This is a genomic window from Ferrimonas balearica, assembly GCF_019802055.1.
In the GTDB taxonomy this organism is placed as follows: Bacteria; Pseudomonadota; Gammaproteobacteria; order Enterobacterales; family Shewanellaceae; genus Ferrimonas; species Ferrimonas balearica_A.
This window is the reverse complement of the sequence record NZ_JAHVHW010000007.1, coordinates 1,224,505-1,242,706: the sequence shown is the minus strand read 5'-3', so window position 1 is coordinate 1,242,706 and position 18,202 is coordinate 1,224,505. Positions and strand designations below refer to the sequence as shown.

Sequence of the window (18,202 nt, the reverse complement as noted above, 5' to 3'; positions counted from 1 at the left end):
CAGATGACCATTAAGCTTCTGAGTCAGAAAGATTAATATTTTTAGCCGTCTCGTAAGGCCAGGTCGGTCTGGCGGTCAATCGCAACACGCAGGCAACACATTGGTAACCTTGCAATAAAAAAGGAGGCGTAAGCCTCCTTTTCATTTTTAGGGCCAATTACCCTTTACGACGACGCCACCAGGCCAGCGGAGCCAGGGCCATAAGCGCCAGCCAACCGAAGCTGGCACCTTGACGCTCGTTAGGCGGTGGATTCAAGCCGTCCTCGATGGTCAAAGAACATATTTGTGCAGCATCAACCGGCTTAAGCACCAGCGAGCGTGGTACCTGGTTAGTGGTGGGTTTACCGTTAGCATCGTTTTCGATAACCGGCTTACCGTTCTCAGTCACAACTACGGTGCGGATATAGGTTTTACCGTCATCCCCAACCTCGGTGATCTGCTCGGTTTTAACCCGGGGCAACTTGACCAATGCCGTCGCCACGATAGTGCCATCGTCGCTGATCTGATTGGCATCCACCACAATGACTTCGGCTTCATACTTGATCGGCGCGGAGAAGTTCTCGGTATCCTCAATGACGACCCGATTCCACTTATTGCCCTCCGCGTCGATCTCAACGGTCCCGTCATTCGCTTCATCAAAAGGAATGTAGGCTCGGGATTGACAGGTCAGCAGCTCGTTGATGTTGATAAAATCGTCTTCAGCGATGTTGTAGGCAAACCCTCGTACACGTCGGGGCAGGTTCTTCACCCGATCCACTTCGATATTGCCGACCACGATCCCCTGGTTATTCACGGAGCGGGCGATAGACGCCAGGTCAGATTGGCCGTCGAAGAAGTCGTTGGGTTCGGTAAACATAAAGCGCTGGCCATCGCGATACTCTTCCGGCTCAGCACTCAGGTCTACAACCGCGAACTTGTTACGTACATAGCCATCAACCCAGCGACGGACCACACCGACGGCCATACCCTGATCGTTGACGTCATAAGCGATCGATTGTTCGATACGCTCTGAGTCTTCTACGGTGGGACCGATCAGATACGGGTCGTATCCTCCGCCGTTGGCACGCCAGGCCTGCGCATAGAGCGTACTTAAAGGGCGACTGCTTTTATTCAGCTGATTGGCCCGGCCAACAATATAGGTATCGCTGGTATCCGAAGCGCCCAAAGCCTGGGCGAGGAACACGTTATCCCGGTCGGATTCGGTAGGAAGTTCCTCCGGGACAAAATTCATCGGCAGCGCCTGTTGGCTGATGATATCCAGATTGGAAGGGTCCAACTGCCACACATAGCCGCGAGTCTGATAGAACATCGCGCCGCTGTTCTGCATATTCTGAACACAGATATCGATCGGAAGCGGTTCGTTGTCGCCGTCAGTTTCAGCCAATGACTTCAGGCAGCCATCAATGCTTTCCTTTGAGGCATCAGAGATGGCTGTCGAGGCATAGCCAACGACAAACCCGTTGTCATTAATGGAAGAGGAAACACTGTTACCACCGACGTTAATCGGCGTGGGATCCAACTCCTCATCCTCTGTGACGTATACGGTCGATTCCGGAGCAGGCGGCAGCAGCACATAGTTGTCGCCGGACTGAACAAAACCGTGGCTTTCAAAACTGCGGTAGTAGTAAAACTCGCTGCATGTGCTGGTTTCGGTGACTTCACAGTTGGGGTTGTCTACCGGTGCCTCCTGCAGGGCACTGGTGCTGCCGACACGAAGTCCGAGAGCACTCGCACCGAAATAGAACGCATTGGTTCGCGGAATGGCGTCGGCATCCTCATCCTCATCGGGATTCAGCAGCGGCGGCTTATTCTCCAGCAACGGTACATAAGTCGGCTCCCAGCCGGTTGCTGCACTTTGCTCAAACAGGAAGTTGTTGCCGATAAAGGGACGGAAAATGCTGTTGGAACTGACTGATTCTTCCGGGAGGATGGCGTCCACCACATCATCGAGAACATTGTCGTCTTCGGAACTGGTGGCGTCGTTTACGCCTTTTGCGATCCCCAACGCGACATCACCGCTCACTGCAGCACCGTAGCCGTTACGGGTATTGTCCAGGGTACCTCGGACGGAGAAAACCTCGTTCAGATTCACGATTTCGTAAGCAGGCCAGTTGCTCTCCTGCTCCTGCGCGTGAGCGCCGGTTGCACTCAGCGTCAGAGCGGCACTGACGGCAAACGCCACCTTCCGGGTGGCAAACATCGTTTGGCTCATAGTCTCCCCTTAAGCCTGATTCTGCATCGCTTCGAGCTCTTCCCAGCGTGCAAAATCGTGTTCCAATTCTTGTTCTTTTTCAGCTAATCGATTGAGGACCGCGTTTACCGCCTGGCTGTCGCCATCGAAAAATCCGGGTTCCGCGATCTGAGCCTGCAAAGAGTCAATCTCCGCCTCGAGCGCTTCTAATTTCGCGGGCAAGGCGTCCAGTTCACGTTGAAGTTTGTATGTTAGCTTCTTCGGCGCTGCACTTGAAGGCACCGGAGCGCTCTGAGTCACCGTAGGCTCAGGCTCTGTTTCACTGGCCGGTTCCTTGACCTCTTCCGGTCGGTAGAACTTCGCGCCCAGCGCAACCGCATCCTGATAGCCACCAACGTACTCTCGCCACTGACCGTCACCGCCGAACCACCAGGTCGTGGTCACCGTGTTGTCGATAAACTCACGGTCGTGGGACACCAGCAGCAAAGTGCCATCGAACTCAGCCAGTTTGGCCTCCAAAAGTTCGAGGGTTTCGACATCCAGATCGTTGGTAGGTTCATCCATTACCAGCAAGTTTGCGGGTTTCAGGAAAAGCTTAGCCAGCAGCAGGCGATTCTTTTCGCCCCCGGACAGCGAGCTGACCGGGCTTCGCGCACGTGCCGGCGCAAACAGAAAGTCCTGCAGATACCCCAGTACGTGGCGGTCTCGGCCTCCAACAGTGACCGTATCTTTACCTTCACCGACGTTTTCCTGAACCGTTTTCTTCGGGTCCAACTCCAAACGGTGCTGGTCAAAATAGGCCACCTGCAGGTTGGTGCCCTGCTTCACACTGCCCTGCTGTGCTGGCAGTTTTTCCAGCAGCAGCTTGATCAAAGTGGATTTGCCACAGCCGTTGGGACCGATAAGCGCAATACGATCCCCTCGCATCACGGAGGTGGTGAGGCCCTTAACGATAGGCTCATCCTGCCAGGCGTAACCCAGGTTTTCGACATCGAACACCAGTTTTCCGGAGCGTTCTCCCTGGTTCATCGACATGTTGGCCTTACCCTGGCGGCTAATGCGGGCAGCACGTTCGTTACGCATCGCCTTAAGGGCTCGAACCCGCCCTTCGTTACGGGTTCGACGAGCCTTGATCCCCTGTCGGATCCAGGCTTCCTCCTTTGCCAGCACCTTGTCGAAGGCGGCCGCTTGCTCCTCCTCAACCCGAAGCGCTTCCTCTTTACCTTCAAGGTAGGTCTGATAGTTACCCGGGAAAGAGAGAATGTGGCCTCGATCAAGGTCGATAATGCGGGTTGCCATGCGGCGGATAAAGCCACGATCGTGACTGATAAAGATGATGGAGCCGTCAAAACCGAGCAGCAGGTTTTCCAGCCACTCAATAGCGTCAATATCCAGGTGGTTGGTAGGCTCATCAAGCAGCAGGACATCCGGTGCCTGAACCAGTGCGCGAGCCAGTGCAGCTCGGCGCTGCCAACCGCCACTGAGCGCGCTCATCGGTTGCTGACCGTCGAGCTCAAGGTGGCTCAGAGTCTGATGGATGCGAGTTTCAAACTGCCAACCATTGTGGTGGTCCATCGACTCCTGAGCACGGGCCAGACGTGCCAGGTGTTTCTCGTTCGGGTCTTCCATCACCATGCGATTGGCGACTTCATACTCCTCGATAACCTTACCCAACTGCTCAAGGCCTTCCGCGACATAGTGAAAGACAGTGCCGCTTTCAGCACGGGGCGGGTCCTGAGGAAGATAGGCGATGGTGATGTCGGTATTGAGGCTGAGCGTGCCGTCATCCAGGTCCTGCAGACCGGCCAGAACCTTCAGCAGGCTTGATTTGCCAGCGCCATTTCGGCCAACAAGACAGACGCGCTCATTGGGCTCCAGTACGAAATCGGCGTTATCCAGCAGAGGAATATGGCCAAACGCCAGTTGCGCCTGGCTCAGTCGGATCAGGCTCATTCACTGTCCTTAAAAAATGCGTTCAGTTGGGCCAGGTCGAAGGGCCAGCCCAGTTCGGCGCCATCCTGGCGGCGGATCACAGGGATCCGCACACCATAGGCTGCGACCCACTCAGGGTCATCAACGATATCGGCAAGCCGGTAGGCAATGCCCGCCTCAGCCAATAGCGCCTGCGCCTGCTCACAGAGGTGGCAACCATCGGTGTGGAACAGTACCGGCATCTCACTCGGCATGCTTAAGCACCCAGGCATTGTGGATATGTTTGTTGCGGGCAAAGTCGGGGGACTGAGTCTTCGCAGTGATGTTGGTGGCGGTCAGCCCCAGCGCTGCAATCCCCTCTTCATCCAGCTTAAAGTGGCGCTTGTTGTTGGAGAACAGCACCTCACCGCCCGGCGCCAGGATCCGTTTAAGCTGAGTCATCAGCCACAGATGGTCACGCTGTACGTCAAAGGTCTTCTCCATCCGCTTGGAGTTGGAGAAGGTGGGCGGATCAATAAAGATAAAGTCGAACTGCTCGCCACACTCTGCCAGCCAGGCCAGACAATCCGCTTGGATAAAGCGATGCTGTTTGCCGCGCAAACGGTTGAGGGAAAAGTTGTCTTCAGCCCAGCGTAGATAGGTTTTGGACATGTCGACCGTGGTCGTGGCACGAGCGCCACCGATGGCCGCATGCACGGAGGCACTGCCGGTATAGGCAAACAGGTTAAGGAATCGCTTATCCTGGGCATGCTCCTGGATATAACGGCGGGCCAGACGGTGGTCCAGGAACAGGCCGGTATCCAGGTAATCGGTCAGGTTGACCAGGAACTGGGCACCATATTCGCGAACCTTGATCTCATGTTGCTCCTGGTTGAGCTTTTCGTACTGCCCTTTGCCTTTCTGCTGCTGGCGAACCTTGACGATGACGTGTGACGGGTCGATCTCCAGCACCTCCGGGAGGTTCAACAGCACATCGATCATCCGCTGGCGAGCCTTCTGCTCAGGCACACTCTTCGGCGGCGCGTACTCCTGCACCACAACCCAGTCCTGGTAGAGATCGATAGCCACGTTGTAATCAGGCAGATCGGCGTCGTAAACGCGATAGCACTCAATCTCGTCCTGCTTAACCCACTTCTTCAGTTGCTTCAGGTTCTTTCTTAGGCGATTGGCAAAGTCCTCGCCATAGGCGCGGCCGCCGCTGCCCTCGGTGATGGCATAGTTGGCCAGTACCACCTCAAGCGCACCGTTATACAGCTTGTACTGCTTGTCGGCCTTCAGGCGGGTAGCGCCCAGCAGCATGGGGTCACTGCACAGAAGACTGACCTGCCAACCGCCCCACTCCGCCTTGAACTGTTGTCCCAGTCGGGCAAACAGATGCAGCAGCGTCGGCATGTCACCAAGTCGCTCACCATAGGGGGGGTTAGCCACAACAAAGCCGGGGGTTGCCGGCGGAGAGGGCATATTGTTTGCGTCCCCACCTTCGAACTGGATCAGCGACTCAACGCCAGCGCGGTAGGCATTCTCTTTGGCAATGGCGACAACGCGACGGTTGATATCGCGGCCGATAAAGCGCGTCTGACAGTTATTAAAGCCTCTGTCGGCGCGGACTTTGGCTTCGGTCAGGATCTCCTGCCACTTAGCGGGCTGGTGACCAACCCAGTGGTCAAAGCCCCACTGCTCTCTATGAAGCAGAGGCGCGGTATCAGTCGCCATCAATGCCGCCTCGATCAGCAAGGTACCGGAGCCGCAGAAGGGATCGATCAGCGGCTTGTCGGTTGACTGAGTCCAACCGCTGCGCATCAATACCGCCGCCGCCAGGTTTTCTCGCAATGGCGCTTTACCCTTGTCCAGACGATACCCACGCTGGTGCATTGCAGCACCGGACAGGTTTAGGCCCACCAAAAGTTTGTCGGCACGAAGCGCGCAGTCGATGCGAATCTGCGGAGACTGCTTGGAGACCGTCGGGCGAGTGCCTCGCTCTTCGACAAAGGCATCAACAATGGCGTCCTTTACCTTCAAGGCACCAAATTGACTGTTGCGGATCTCCCGGTTGCCACCATGAAAATCGACGGCAAAGTCGCTTTGAGGGGTGAAAACGCCGGGCCAGTAGATCCCTTTTACGCCGTTGTAGATCTGTTCGGCGGTTTTCGCCTGCACTTCAGCCAGCACCAATACAATACGGCTGGCGAGTCGGCTCCAGAGGCAGATCCGATAGGCGGTATCCAATTCCGCTTCGAAATGAACAACGGCCTGACCTTCCTTGACCTCGGTGGCTCCAAGGGCGGTCAGTTCATCGACCAGCAGGTATTCCAACCCCTTAGGGGTGGCAGCATAAAAGCGCTTCATGAATTGGATCTTAATTCGGTAACAAAACGCCCATTATACCGGGATTTCGTTCTCGAGACTTCCTCTATATGGCGAATTAGTCAATGGTGCAAAATCTAAGCGAACGGACATTGCTAATCGAGTTTTCCCTTGCATACTGAAATGCCAGTGAATATGATACGCCCCGCTTTTGAGGACGCGGGATGGAGCAGCCTGGTAGCTCGTCGGGCTCATAACCCGAAGGTCGTCGGTTCAAATCCGGCTCCCGCAACCAATTCTCACTAGCACCTTTCGGACGCGGGGTGGAGCAGCCTGGTAGCTCGTCGGGCTCATAACCCGAAGGTCGTCGGTTCAAATCCGGCTCCCGCAACCAACTTCCCTTCAGAAGCAAAACGATACTCGGACGCGGGGTGGAGCAGCCTGGTAGCTCGTCGGGCTCATAACCCGAAGGTCGTCGGTTCAAATCCGGCCCCCGCAACCACTTCCCTTCAGAAGCAAAACGATACTCGGACGCGGGGTGGAGCAGCCTGGTAGCTCGTCGGGCTCATAACCCGAAGGTCGTCGGTTCAAATCCGGCCCCCGCAACCACTTTCAAGATGATCTGAATCGGTCTTCATAACCCTCAGGCCATCGCCGTGGGACGCCCGTTAAATCCGGCCCCCGCAACCACTTCCCTTCAGAAGCAAAACGATACTCGGACGCGGGGTGGAGCAGCCTGGTAGCTCGTCGGGCTCATAACCCGAAGGTCGTCGGTTCAAATCCGGCCCCCGCAACCACTTTCAAGATGATCTGAATCGGTCTTCATAACCCTCAGGCCATCGCCGTGGGACGCCCGTTAAATCCGGCCCCCGCAACCACTTCCCTTCAGAAGCAAAACGATACTCGGACGCGGGGTGGAGCAGCCTGGTAGCTCGTCGGGCTCATAACCCGAAGGTCGTCGGTTCAAATCCGGCCCCCGCAACCACATTCTTCGAAAAAGCCAACCTACGGGTTGGCTTTTTTGTACCTGTCCCCTCCCCCTTATCTCCCAATCGTCACTCTCAACGCCTCCGAGGACGCCGATCGATGGTTTTCATTTCACAGAGATATGACGCAATCGCGGTCAGCCAGGGGCATTATTGAGAGCACCGATTGGGATATGCAGCCACTGCAGTGGCAGATCGAACTTTGGAGAGATCATCACGCCTGCAGAAAGCCTGGATGTTCAGCGGTCGATGTTGGGAGCGGTGAGGTCAGAAAAGAGGAGCGCGCTACCCCGCCCTTACTTCAGTATCGAGACAAGGCGCTAACGATCCGGGCAATCCGGACCGTTAGCGACTGAAGGGCTCACTATCGGCCCGATCTGGCTTCATCCATTCGCTTGGGTTGTAGCAATATCAGCACCAGCAGTCCAACCAGCGCAGCAGCAAAGATAGACAACAGGCGTTTGCCATCTGCAAGCAGCGCTGTTCCCGCCGTTTCCGTCAGTCCGTAATACACCAACACAACAAAACCGCTGTAAAGCAACTGAAGCGTATTGAAGCTGGCTTGCCTCTTTATCGCAAAGATCCCCATCAGCATGGCACAGACCAGCGCCGCTCCGAGTTGTCCAACGACATTGGTCTGCAACAGGCTCATCACCAGCACTGGCAACGCAAACAGAAAGCCACCGTAGGTCGTTGCAACGCGGAACAAACCGTACTGCTTGCCGGCAATGGGGTTGGGATCCTTAATAATATTGGCCACGGTGATCGCAATGATGGTGCTCTGTGCCAGATCCATTCGGATGACGAAGTACAGCACCAGAATTACGACTGCCGCTTTCACCACCAGATGCCATATCTCTGTGTGTAAAGCCTGACTAGGTGGTGGTTTTGGGGACTCAGCGATAGGGTCCCCACCGGGAAACAGGAAGTAAGCCAGGTAGGCGGTCAAACCGGCGTAGAGAAGTTCTAACAGCAAGCTCAACGACAATTGGCTGACCTCAGCCCCTTTCTGTTGTGTAAACACCGCGACAATCGCTGTGGACACCAGCATCAGGATGCCAAGCAGATCCGCCGGATTATCCCTGATCCGCTGCATACACCAGTACACCAGTACAAACAGCATGATGTAATAGACCAGCGGATGATCAATCAACAGCACACTGAGCTGTGCTTGCACCCAAGCCGTTGCGGCAAGCACCGAAGCCATCATTACCACCATGATGACCGGGGGAGCAACCGGCGAGACGGAGAGAAATACGGCCGTCAGTGCCGGCGCAATTAAGGGTAATCGGGTGCCAAACTCGAACTGAAGAAACAGAAGCAACACCGGAAAAACCGCTAGGCGGATCAGGCCATTAGCTCGACTATGAAACATAGCTCAGGTAACTCCAGATCCAGGTCCAGAGGTCGAGCAGCTTCTCGCCTGTGGCGGTTTGTCCAGGATAGAAGCTGACGGTGGCCCTTCCGCCATATCGCAGCTGAACTTCATCTGGCAGGTCCAGGAAACGGATGTTGACCGGAAAGCGTTGGGCATGCTGCAACCCATTTGGCGAGGTCATCAGCCCACTGTTTGGGTCCACCTCCAGGGTGCCGTTACCGGCGCTGCCCCAGCCGATCGATTGCACTTCTCCCTGAAAACTTCGTCCAGGGTACGAATCGAGAATGATCTTCACTGGCGTACCCGGTTTCACGTAGGCCAGTGAAATCTCTCTGACCATAGCGGTGAGCCAAAGCGAATCATTATTGATGTAGGTGAGCAGCGGTTTGCCAGCGCCAGCATAATCGCCTGTCGCCAACTCCATATTGGTCACCACCCCATCTCCGGGGGCATACAAAGTGGTATAGGAGAGATTCAGTAACGCCTGATCGAGTTGGTTCAACGCCGACTTCAGCTGGGGATTGTTCTCACCAATCGGGCCCAGCGCCTGCTTGGCCTTCTCCAGGTTCGCCGTTGCTTGTGCCAGTTGCGCTTCTGCCGACTGAACCTCCGCCAGACTGTCGTCCAGTGCGGACTGGCTGATTACACCATTCTCCGCCAGAGCAACATTACGCTGAGCGTGTTGTCGGCTGTTGTCTAACCGCACTCTGGCGGCAACCTGGTTCGCTTTCGCCACCGCGACCGCAGCCGTGTCAGCGTCTACAGACTGGGTTGTCTGCTGCAATGCAGCCTTTGCCGAGTCCACCTTCAGTTGAAACTGATGCTTCTCTAATTGGATCAAGGGTTGCCCTTGGGACACCCTGGCATTGTCGGGGACCAGGACTTTTTCGATTTGCGCTGATACCTGGGGACTTAATCGAATCAGTTGGCCATTGACCCGGACATGGTCAGTCATGGGGGTCAGACGGTCTACCCACAAGGTGTAAATCCAGACCGTCAACGCAACGAAGAGAAGAATAAAAGTAAAGCGGCGTGCACTGTCGAGGGTTTTCCCCGATTCCTGAGGCTCGGACTGTGCGGGTTCATTGGACGTCGCGTTGGTTGAGGGGCCAGAAACGGATTCGTTCATGGGCGATGTTCCCTATTACTGGTTGGCAATTCACCAACATTAAAACCAAAGAAGACGAGTAGATTATCTTTCTGCTCAATATTTCAGCGCAAATATCTTACTCGCTGAAGGGGAAATGGTGTGCCGTTGCCATCACAAAACGTCTTTGGTAATACAGACCATATTTTGATCCGAAACAGGGATTGAGTTCCGTCGGGCATACGGCATACAGATAGGCAGTAAATGGTGTCACACATTGGTTGGACTAAGGCTGAACCCAAACAACACCGCCGCTTGCTGATTAGCGGTCGACATCCAACTCACCGACGAACTCGCTTCCCACAACAAACCAGACCTTTCCGGATAACGCTCTCTCCTGGCCGAACTGATAAAGCGCCTGCATATAGTCGGTATCAAACACCTCGTCGATGGTGATGTCGTTAACCGCATTGACCGGGATCCAGGTTGCCTTAATCTGGATCTGGTCCCGCTCGGCCAGAAACATTAATCGATAGATGTCCCCTACCCCCTGGGTACGGATCAACGTGCCAATGGTTCGCCCGGCGATCGACTTCAGGTTGGGATCGATAGCCTGGTAGCGGGACTCAACGCGGGAGTTTCTGATCAGGTAAAGGGTGGGTTTACCCTTTACGTCCAGCAAGCGCATCACTTCCGACCAATCCATATCACTGGGCGCAAAAAAGAGTTGTGCGGTAACGCCTCCATCCACATGCATCTCATCCATCACTTGGCCCTCTGGACCCCGAACCGGAACATAAACCGGCGGAAACAGGCCAGGCAGCGCAGCGGATGCTCGAAACAGCGAACGGATAAAGGGATAGGCATCGGGATGACCCGATGCGGCGATGCGAGTCACATTCCAGATCACGGGTCTACCCGCGTCCAGATTTGTGGTGCCGATAAAGAGTTGGCGGCCACGGTGATACTCTGCGGCGATCGCATCTAGGGTTTGATCATTCATAAACCGGGCGATGCTTTCCTCAAACGGACTGGTATCGGCCAGGGCATCAGCGTTAAACAAAGACAACCAGTTGCGTTGGGTATAGAGATCTTTTGATCCTAATGTGGTGTAGATGGTCTCCAACACCGAATCGTACTCCGGGCCGAGAAAGGCAAAGGGGGCAATCAGAGCGCCGGTACTGATGCCGGTTACCATGGTAAATTCCGGCCGGGTTCCTGTTGCGCTCCAACCGGTAAGCAACCCTGCCCCGTAGGCGCCATCCTCAGCGCCGCCGGACAGCACCAGGTAGTGGTGCTCTCGGTGCATTATGGCCGGAAATACCGTTTCCAACTCCCCATACTTCTGCATTGTATCCGTTGGCGTCACACCCACGTGGTCGCCCCACTCCCTCAGGTCCTGTCTGCCCAGCACCGTAACCGAATCCTGCATCGATTCAGGCACAGGCTGCCTTTCAACGCTACCACAGCCACACAATACGAGGGCAGTAAGCAGAAGTAGTATCGGTCGAGTCCCCATTGATGGAACCTCGCTCTGAATGCCGTGACTGGAGTGTAGCTTTTGAGGGACAGAACAAAGTGCGGGGGAAAGAAAAACGCCCCGCGAATAAGCGAGGCGTTTGGGATTAGGCGGCAACGATGCGTCGATGCTTGAGTCTACGACTGGGTGATAATCTGTCGTTCATCACCTTGATCAGTTCAAACCGTTTCAGCGATTTCTTATTGCCCAGAGACAGCGTGTCTTCAAGCAGCATCAGGAGTGAGGATTGTTCTCCTCCGTCCACCACGACGAAGCGACCACGCTCGCTGCCGGTATTGAGCTCCACCAGCTTGCCATTGCAAGCGTAGGCAATCTGTTCGCTGGCTTTGAAATGCCAACTCTTTGGCATCATCGGCAGGCTGAAAAAATGGGCCGCAGTCAGATTCAGTGCGATTTGCACCAACTCCGGTGCGCTCAGGTCGAGGTACTTGCGCAGCTGAGTCAGAACGGATTCGTAATAATCCGCATGTTCGGCCGAAAAAGCGGATCCATGCAAACTATCAGGAATAAGAGAACGAGCGTTAAACGGCGTAAGAAATAACCAATCCTCGCCGAATTCCAACGCTAATTTCTCTTCTTCATGATGATACATCCATACCCAGGAGGGTTCCGGTGTGATGTACATAATGATTATTCCATTCCCTAGCCCAACATTATATTAGACCAATAATTGAGCGGCTTACAAGCAAAGTTTAAAAAATAATCTTTAGGGATCAGGATCTTACTGGATCACCTTTTTGATCTTTGATCGGATCATTGATCGGCGATCAAAAAAGGGGGCGACGCCCCCTTTTCTAATTCAGAAACGATTATTTTCGCTTCAGGAATGCTTCAGTGATCGATTTAACCAATTCCGGCCCGTTATAAATAAAACCAGTATAAATCTGCACCATTTTGGCACCCGCATCCAACTTATCCATGGCATCCTGCGGTGAATCGATACCACCGACGCCCAGGATCGGCAGTTTGCCCTCCAGCGCTTCCGCCAGTTTGCGGATCACTTCGGTAGAACGCTGAGTCAGCGGCGCGCCAGAAAGACCGCCAGCCTCACCGTGTTCCGGCAGGTGCTCTACCCCTTCGCGGGCCAGAGTCGTGTTGGTGGCAATCACGCCATCAATCTCGTTGCGGATCAGCGAGGCCGCTACTTCACGGATCTCTTCATCAGACAGATCCGGAGCGATCTTGAGCGCTACCGGTACGTACTTACCGTACTTCTTGGCCAGTTCACGCTGCTTGGCTTTGAGAGAAGACAGCAGGTCATCCAGCATCTCACCATATTGCAGAGTGCGGAGGCCCGGGGTGTTGGGAGAGGAGATGTTAACCGCGATGTAGCCAGCAACGTCATACACCTTCTCCATGCAGATCAGGTAGTCGTTCTTACCCTCTTCCAGCGGCGTGTCTTTGTTTTTGCCGATGTTGACGCCAATAACGCAGTCGCCGGGGTTGGAGGCTTTGATGTTGGCAACCAGGTTGTCTACACCTTTGTTGTTGAAGCCCATGCGGTTAATGATGGCGCGCGCAGGTTTCAGACGGAACAGACGAGGCAAATCATTGCCCGGTTGCGGACGCGGGGTCACGGTGCCAACTTCCACATGACCAAAGCCCATGGCAGCGAAGGCATTGATCGCTTCACCGTCTTTGTCCATTCCGGCAGCCAGACCGACCGGATTGGGGAACTGCACGCCCATAAATTCCACCGGAGTGAAGGGGACGTTTTGCGCGTAGAAGCAGGCTAAAGGCGTATTGGCAGTACGGCTCAGGCTGCCCATGGCAAAGTCGTGTGCCCATTCCGGGTTGGTTTGGAACAGGAACTTTTGTGCGATGCGGTAAAACATTCTTTCTCCAGATCTAAAAAAAGCCTCGGCTAAGGCCGAGGCTTTTCCCCTTACGATGGTTTAGCGTGCCTCGTTAACCGAGTCACAGCGCATGATGAGCAGGTTCAGTTCACGCAGAGCAACAGAGAACTTGGAGAACTCGTGGCTCTTGGAAGTATGGAACTCCGCCATCATGTGCAACCAGCGATCCAGGGTTGCGTTATTGTCATTCACCCACTGCTCAATGATAGCGTCCGCCTGGCATTGGGCTCCACAGTTGCGCAGCACCACGAGGGTAAGGCGGCGCTGCAACCAATCCAGCTCTTCCCGGAAACCGGCGCGGGCCAACGCCTGCCAGTGGTTCGACACCGGCTGTTCGTTGATCTGCTCCAGGAACCAGTGAAGCTCGATGTCGGCTCCCAGTCGGAAGTAGGTTTCGGCAACCAGCGAAACCGGCTTGGCATCGGCTTTGGCGATCTCGGCCAGGTCCAGTGCGGAGAACAGAGTACTCAGGCGGCCAACGGTATGGGCCAGTTCGGCGTTCACACCACTTTCCACCAGGCTCTCTGCCCGGGCACGGATGCCCTGAGCTTCCTCCTCCTGCAGCAGGGAATCAAAGCTCTGATTGAGCTCCTCCACTACCGGACGGAAGAAGGCGACGCTGCCAGCCACATCCAGGTTGCCAGTGCGGTGGCGCAGGAACCAGCGGGTTGCACGACGTACGGTGCGCTGCAACTGGTAGAGCATCTCGTGCTGTCGCTCGGCATCGACAACGCCGTTATGCTCAATGATCTGCGCCTTAATGCTATCTAAGCCAAACACTTGGGCGGCAATAGTGTAACTCAGTGCCACTTCCGAGACTGAGGCACCAGTCTCATCCTGCATACGCTGGATGAAGTTAAGGCCCATGTTGTTGATGATGTCATTGGCCAGCGAAGTCGCGATGATTTCAGCACGCAGCGGGTGTTCGGTCATCCACTGACTGTACTGCTCCTGAAGGCGTACCGGGAAGTAGTCAACCAGGCGCTTCGCAATGGTTTCCTCATCGGTGACGCTCGGGTCCACCAGTTGCTCTTTCAGAACCATCTTGGCGTAAGCCACCAGTACGGACAGTTCCGGACGGGTCAGGCCATGGCCCGCAGCCAGACGCTCAGACAGCTCTTCGTCGGTGGGCAGGAACTCCAGCGCACGATCCAGCTTACCCTCTTTCTCAAGATACTGGATAAAGCGGATCTGCTCTTTCAGTTGCTCGCCATTACGGGCTTCCGTTACCGAGATGGAGAGGGTCTGATGGCGGCAATCCTCCAGAACGATCTCGGCGACTTCGTCGGTCATCTCCATCAGCATCTGGTTGCGCTGCTTGATGGTCATCTCCCCTTCCGTCACCAGACGGTTAAGGAGAATCTTGATGTTCACTTCGTTATCAGAGCAATCCACACCGCCGACGTTGTCCACGAAGTCGGTGTTGATGCGACCGCCCTTTTGAGCGTACTCAATACGGCCCAGTTGGGTCAGACCCAGGTTACCGCCCTCACCCACAATCTTGGCGTTGAGCTGGGTGCCGTTGATGCGGACGGCATCGTTGGCGCGATCACCCACCTCAATGTGGCTCTCTTTGGTGCCCTTAACATAGGTACCAATACCACCGTTCCAAAGCAGGTCCACTTCCATCTGAAGCAGATGCTGGATCAGCTCATTGGGGGTCATCTGGGCTTTCTTTGAGCCTACCATCGCCTTCATCTGCGGCGTCAGCTTGATCGCTTTGGCGCTGCGGTTGAAGACACCGCCCCCTTCTGAGATCAGATCGGCGTTGTAATCTTCCCAACTGGAGCGAGGCAGTTTGAACAGTCGTTCACGCTCGACATAGCTCTTGGCCGCATCCGGCGTCGGATCGATAAAGATGTGCATATGGTTGAATGCAGCAAGCAGGCGGGTGTGCCTGGAAAGCAGCATGCCATTACCAAATACGTCGCCAGCCATATCGCCCACAGCCAGACAGGTGAAGTCGGTGCTCTGGCAATCAATGCCCATCTCACGGAAGTGGCGTTTTACTGACTCCCAGCCGCCACGGGCCGTGATGCCCATCTTCTTATGGTCGTAACCATACTGCCCACCGGAGGCAAACGCGTCACCGAGCCAGAAGTCGTACTCTTCGGAGATGCCGTTGGCGATGTCTGAGAAGGTCGCAGTACCCTTATCGGCGGCAACCACGAGATAGGGGTCATCCTCGTCATGGCGGACGACATTGACCGGCGGAATGATTTCGCCTTGTTCAATGTTGTCGGTCACATCCAACAGGCCGCGGATAAACATGCGATAGCACGCCTGCCCTTCCGCCAGCATCGCTTCACGCTCAGTGGGCAACTGTTTGCACACAAAGCCGCCCTTGGCGCCGGAGGGAACGATTACGGTATTTTTCACCTGCTGCGCTTTTACCAGGCCCAGCACTTCGGTACGGAAATCTTCCCGGCGATCGGACCAGCGCAGACCACCACGGGCCACTTTGCCACCACGCAGGTGTACCCCTTCCATACGGGGGGAGTAAACGAAGATCTCAAACTTTGGCATCGGCAGAGGCATCTCGGGAATGCGCTCAGGCTGAACCTTGAAGGAGACGTAAGACTTATCGTCCCCTTCCGCCAGCGTCTGGTAGAAGTTGGTGCGCAGGGTGGCTTCAATCAGCTCAACGTAGCGGCGGATGATGCGATCATCATCCAGGTTGGCTACGTCATCCAGGTAGGCTTCCACCTGGGTCAACTGCTTCTCCAGCCCACGGACCGCACGGCTCTTGGGATTGAAGCGCTTGTTGAACATCTCCACAAGCAGACGGGCAATGTGGGGATACTTGTCCAGCGTTTCGGCGATGTACTCCTGGGAGAAGGTAACGCCGATCTGGCGCATGTACTTGGCGTATGCACGCAGTACAGTTACTTCGCGGCCGGTCAGCCCCGCAGAGAGCACCAGATGGTTAAAGCCGTCGTCTTCATAATCGCCGGACCAGACTTTGCCGAGCGCTTCCTGGAAGCGAACCTGGTAGGAGCTGATCTCCTCCTCCACTTCCCCTTTCAGAGTCATGGAGAAATCGAGGATCCAGTACTCGTTGCCTTCAGCGGTTACCACTTTGTAGGGGCGCTCGCCAATTACGCGCAAACCGAAGTTTTCCAGCATCGGCAGCACGTCGGAGAGATGAATAGGCTCATTCTTATGGAACAGCTTCAGGCAGACCTGCTTGCTGCCCAGCGCCCGCTCCTGAGGCTGGTAGAACAACATGCCGAGTTCATCGGCAGTTTCCAGCTTCTCCAGGTGTTCAATGTCCACCAGTGCTGCGCTGGGCAGGACGTCTTCTTTGTAGCTGCGGGGGAACGCGTTCACAAAGCGGCGGGACAGTTGCTTGCCCTGTGCTTCACCACGGCTCTCAACCAGAGCCGCATCCAGCTTGTCTTCCCAGGAACGAGCCAGTTCAACCAGATTGTTTTCCAGCTCTTTTACGTCAATGTCCATATTGTTGTCTTCAACCTTCACCAGGTAGTGAGTTCGTGCCAGGGTGGACTCGGAGAAATAGGTCGTAAACTCCACCTCATCTTCGGTCTGGAACACTTCCGCCAGCAACTTCTGGGTCTTGACACGGAGTTGGGTGTTGTAGCGTTCCTTGGTGGTGAATACGAGCGCTGAGAAGAAACGACCGAAGGGATCGCGACGGACAAAGAGACGTACCTTGTCACGGTCCTGCATGTGCAGGATGCCCATGGCACCGTCAAACAACTGCGGCTCGCTGGCCTGGATCAACTCATCCCGGGGATAGGTCTCCAGGATGTTCATCAGGGCTTTGTAGTCATGGCTGTTCGGCGCCAGGCCGGAGCGGGCAACAACCCGATCCAGCTTACGACGAATCAAGGGGATCTCACGGGGACTGCGGTTGTACATGGACGAGGCGTACAAACCGATAAAGCGGTGCTCGCCAATCACCTGACCCTGCTTGTCAAAGCACTTAACCCCAACATAATCGATGTAGGCCGGACGGTGGACACGGCTCTTGGTGTTGGTTTTGGTCAGGATAAGATGCCCACTGCCCAGCGCTTCTTTACGGGCCTGTTCAGGCAGTGAGGAGAGCAGAAGGCCCTGGCTAGGTTGCTCTCTCATGATGCCCAGGCTGGTGGCATTGTCGCCCTGGAGGCTGATGTCACCCTCGACCTTGGTCAGATCGTAATGGCGATAGCCCAGGAAGGTGAAGTGGTGATTGGACAGGAACTCAAGAAACGCGACCGCTTCGTCTCGGTCACTTTCGTGGCCGGAGATTGGGCCCTGTTTAACGGTATCAATCACTTCGCCGAGCTTATCCTGCATCGACTGCCAATCGGCAACCGCTGCAGTGACATCGAGAATGACGGAATCCAACTCACCGGCCAATTCCTTCATCCGTGCCTTGTCGTCAAGGTTGTCCACCTCAACCAGGAATACGGCAACCCGTTCATCCTGCGGCTCACCTTCCAGCACATGGCGTACGGCGGTTACCGCGCCCTCCTCATCTCGGGCAATCGCAACCGGAGAGTGGATCATCAAATGACTGGTGATGCCATGACGGTTCAGCGCCATGGCAACGGAATCCACCAGAAACGGCATATCGGGGAGTACCATCTCGATAATGGTGTGAGCAGACTGCCATCCGTGGGTGCTTTGAACCGGATTGTAGACTCGGTTACGGAATTCACCGGCGCGGGTTTTGTTCAGGGTGTTCCAGAGGCTGAGGGTGGCGCCGTACAGGTCACTGTCACTGCGCTGAGAGAGTTCATCTTTTGCCAGGGTGCCGAAAATGAGGCGGGCAAAGGCGTCGATTAGGGGGGCTTGCTGCTCGGGCATCTTTTTGTGGATCAGCTCCACAACATTGTCCAGCAGGACCTGGGGGGTAGACGTTTGCTTGGCCATGTTGCTTGTCCTTTCTGCGATGGCGCTTATTCGCTAATTATTGTTTT

10 protein-coding genes and 6 tRNA genes are annotated in these 18,202 nt (G+C 55.4%); 6 read left to right on the top strand and 10 right to left on the bottom strand.

The annotated features are described in order from the left end of the window. Positions 1-157: 157 nt before the first annotated feature. The 4 genes from KUV52_RS13220 to rlmKL are packed head-to-tail and all read right to left on the bottom strand — an operon-like array spanning position 158 to position 6,469. The gene (locus KUV52_RS13220) at positions 158-2,212 is read right to left on the bottom strand and encodes a DUF3466 family protein (RefSeq protein WP_222526391.1); all 2,055 of its coding nucleotides are present in this window, start codon (positions 2,210-2,212) and stop codon (positions 158-160) included. Between the two features lie 9 nt (positions 2,213-2,221). Further along, positions 2,222-4,144, bottom strand: coding sequence for an ABC transporter ATP-binding protein (locus tag KUV52_RS13215; RefSeq protein ID WP_222526390.1), 1,923 nt, complete (start codon positions 4,142-4,144; stop codon positions 2,222-2,224). Next, on the bottom strand, positions 4,141-4,377 hold the full coding sequence (locus KUV52_RS13210; protein ID WP_222526389.1) for a glutaredoxin family protein: 237 nt from the start codon (positions 4,375-4,377) through the stop codon (positions 4,141-4,143). The genes KUV52_RS13215 and KUV52_RS13210 overlap by 4 nt, the downstream gene beginning before the upstream one ends. Beyond that, complete coding sequence (rlmKL, locus tag KUV52_RS13205) at positions 4,367-6,469, bottom strand: bifunctional 23S rRNA (guanine(2069)-N(7))-methyltransferase RlmK/23S rRNA (guanine(2445)-N(2))-methyltransferase RlmL (RefSeq protein ID WP_222526388.1); 2,103 nt, start codon at positions 6,467-6,469, stop codon at positions 4,367-4,369. The genes KUV52_RS13210 and rlmKL overlap by 11 nt, the downstream gene beginning before the upstream one ends. 176 nt (positions 6,470-6,645) lie before the next feature. Here rlmKL and KUV52_RS13200 point away from each other — a divergent pair. The 6 genes from KUV52_RS13200 to KUV52_RS13175 all read left to right on the top strand — a co-directional run bounded on the left by KUV52_RS13200 (position 6,646) and on the right by KUV52_RS13175 (position 7,412). After that, positions 6,646-6,722 (top strand) — tRNA-Met (locus KUV52_RS13200). A gap of 22 nt (positions 6,723-6,744) precedes the next feature. Beyond that, positions 6,745-6,821, top strand: a tRNA-Met gene (locus KUV52_RS13195). Between the two features lie 31 nt (positions 6,822-6,852). Next, positions 6,853-6,929 (top strand) — tRNA-Met (locus KUV52_RS13190). Positions 6,930-6,959: 30 nt separating this feature from the next. Then, a tRNA-Met gene (locus KUV52_RS13185) sits at positions 6,960-7,036 on the top strand. Positions 7,037-7,147: 111 nt separating this feature from the next. Then, positions 7,148-7,224 (top strand) — tRNA-Met (locus KUV52_RS13180). A 111-nt stretch (positions 7,225-7,335) separates the two neighbouring features. Beyond that, positions 7,336-7,412, top strand: a tRNA-Met gene (locus KUV52_RS13175). 365 nt (positions 7,413-7,777) lie between these two features. On the opposite strand, the gene KUV52_RS13170 is transcribed toward KUV52_RS13175, so the two are convergent. From KUV52_RS13170 to KUV52_RS13145, 6 genes are all read right to left on the bottom strand, one after another. Beyond that, entirely contained in the window at positions 7,778-8,788 is a 1,011-nt protein-coding gene (locus KUV52_RS13170; RefSeq protein ID WP_222526387.1) for a DUF2955 domain-containing protein, read from the bottom strand. Beyond that, on the bottom strand, positions 8,778-9,920 hold the full coding sequence (locus KUV52_RS13165; protein ID WP_222526386.1) for an HlyD family secretion protein: 1,143 nt from the start codon (positions 9,918-9,920) through the stop codon (positions 8,778-8,780). The genes KUV52_RS13170 and KUV52_RS13165 overlap by 11 nt, the downstream gene beginning before the upstream one ends. Before the next feature lie 280 nt (positions 9,921-10,200). Next, complete coding sequence (locus KUV52_RS13160) at positions 10,201-11,292, bottom strand: patatin-like phospholipase family protein (RefSeq protein WP_222526385.1); 1,092 nt, start codon at positions 11,290-11,292, stop codon at positions 10,201-10,203. Positions 11,293-11,503: 211 nt separating this feature from the next. Further along, entirely contained in the window at positions 11,504-12,043 is a 540-nt protein-coding gene (locus KUV52_RS13155) for a cell division protein ZapC (RefSeq protein WP_222526384.1), read from the bottom strand. A gap of 184 nt (positions 12,044-12,227) precedes the next feature. Beyond that, complete coding sequence (gene pyrD, locus KUV52_RS13150; RefSeq protein WP_222526383.1) at positions 12,228-13,253, bottom strand: quinone-dependent dihydroorotate dehydrogenase; 1,026 nt, start codon at positions 13,251-13,253, stop codon at positions 12,228-12,230. 60 nt (positions 13,254-13,313) lie between these two features. Continuing rightward, positions 13,314-18,155, bottom strand: a complete 4,842-nt coding sequence (locus tag KUV52_RS13145; protein ID WP_222526382.1) for an NAD-glutamate dehydrogenase — start codon at positions 18,153-18,155, stop codon at positions 13,314-13,316. Positions 18,156-18,202: the final 47 nt, after the last annotated feature.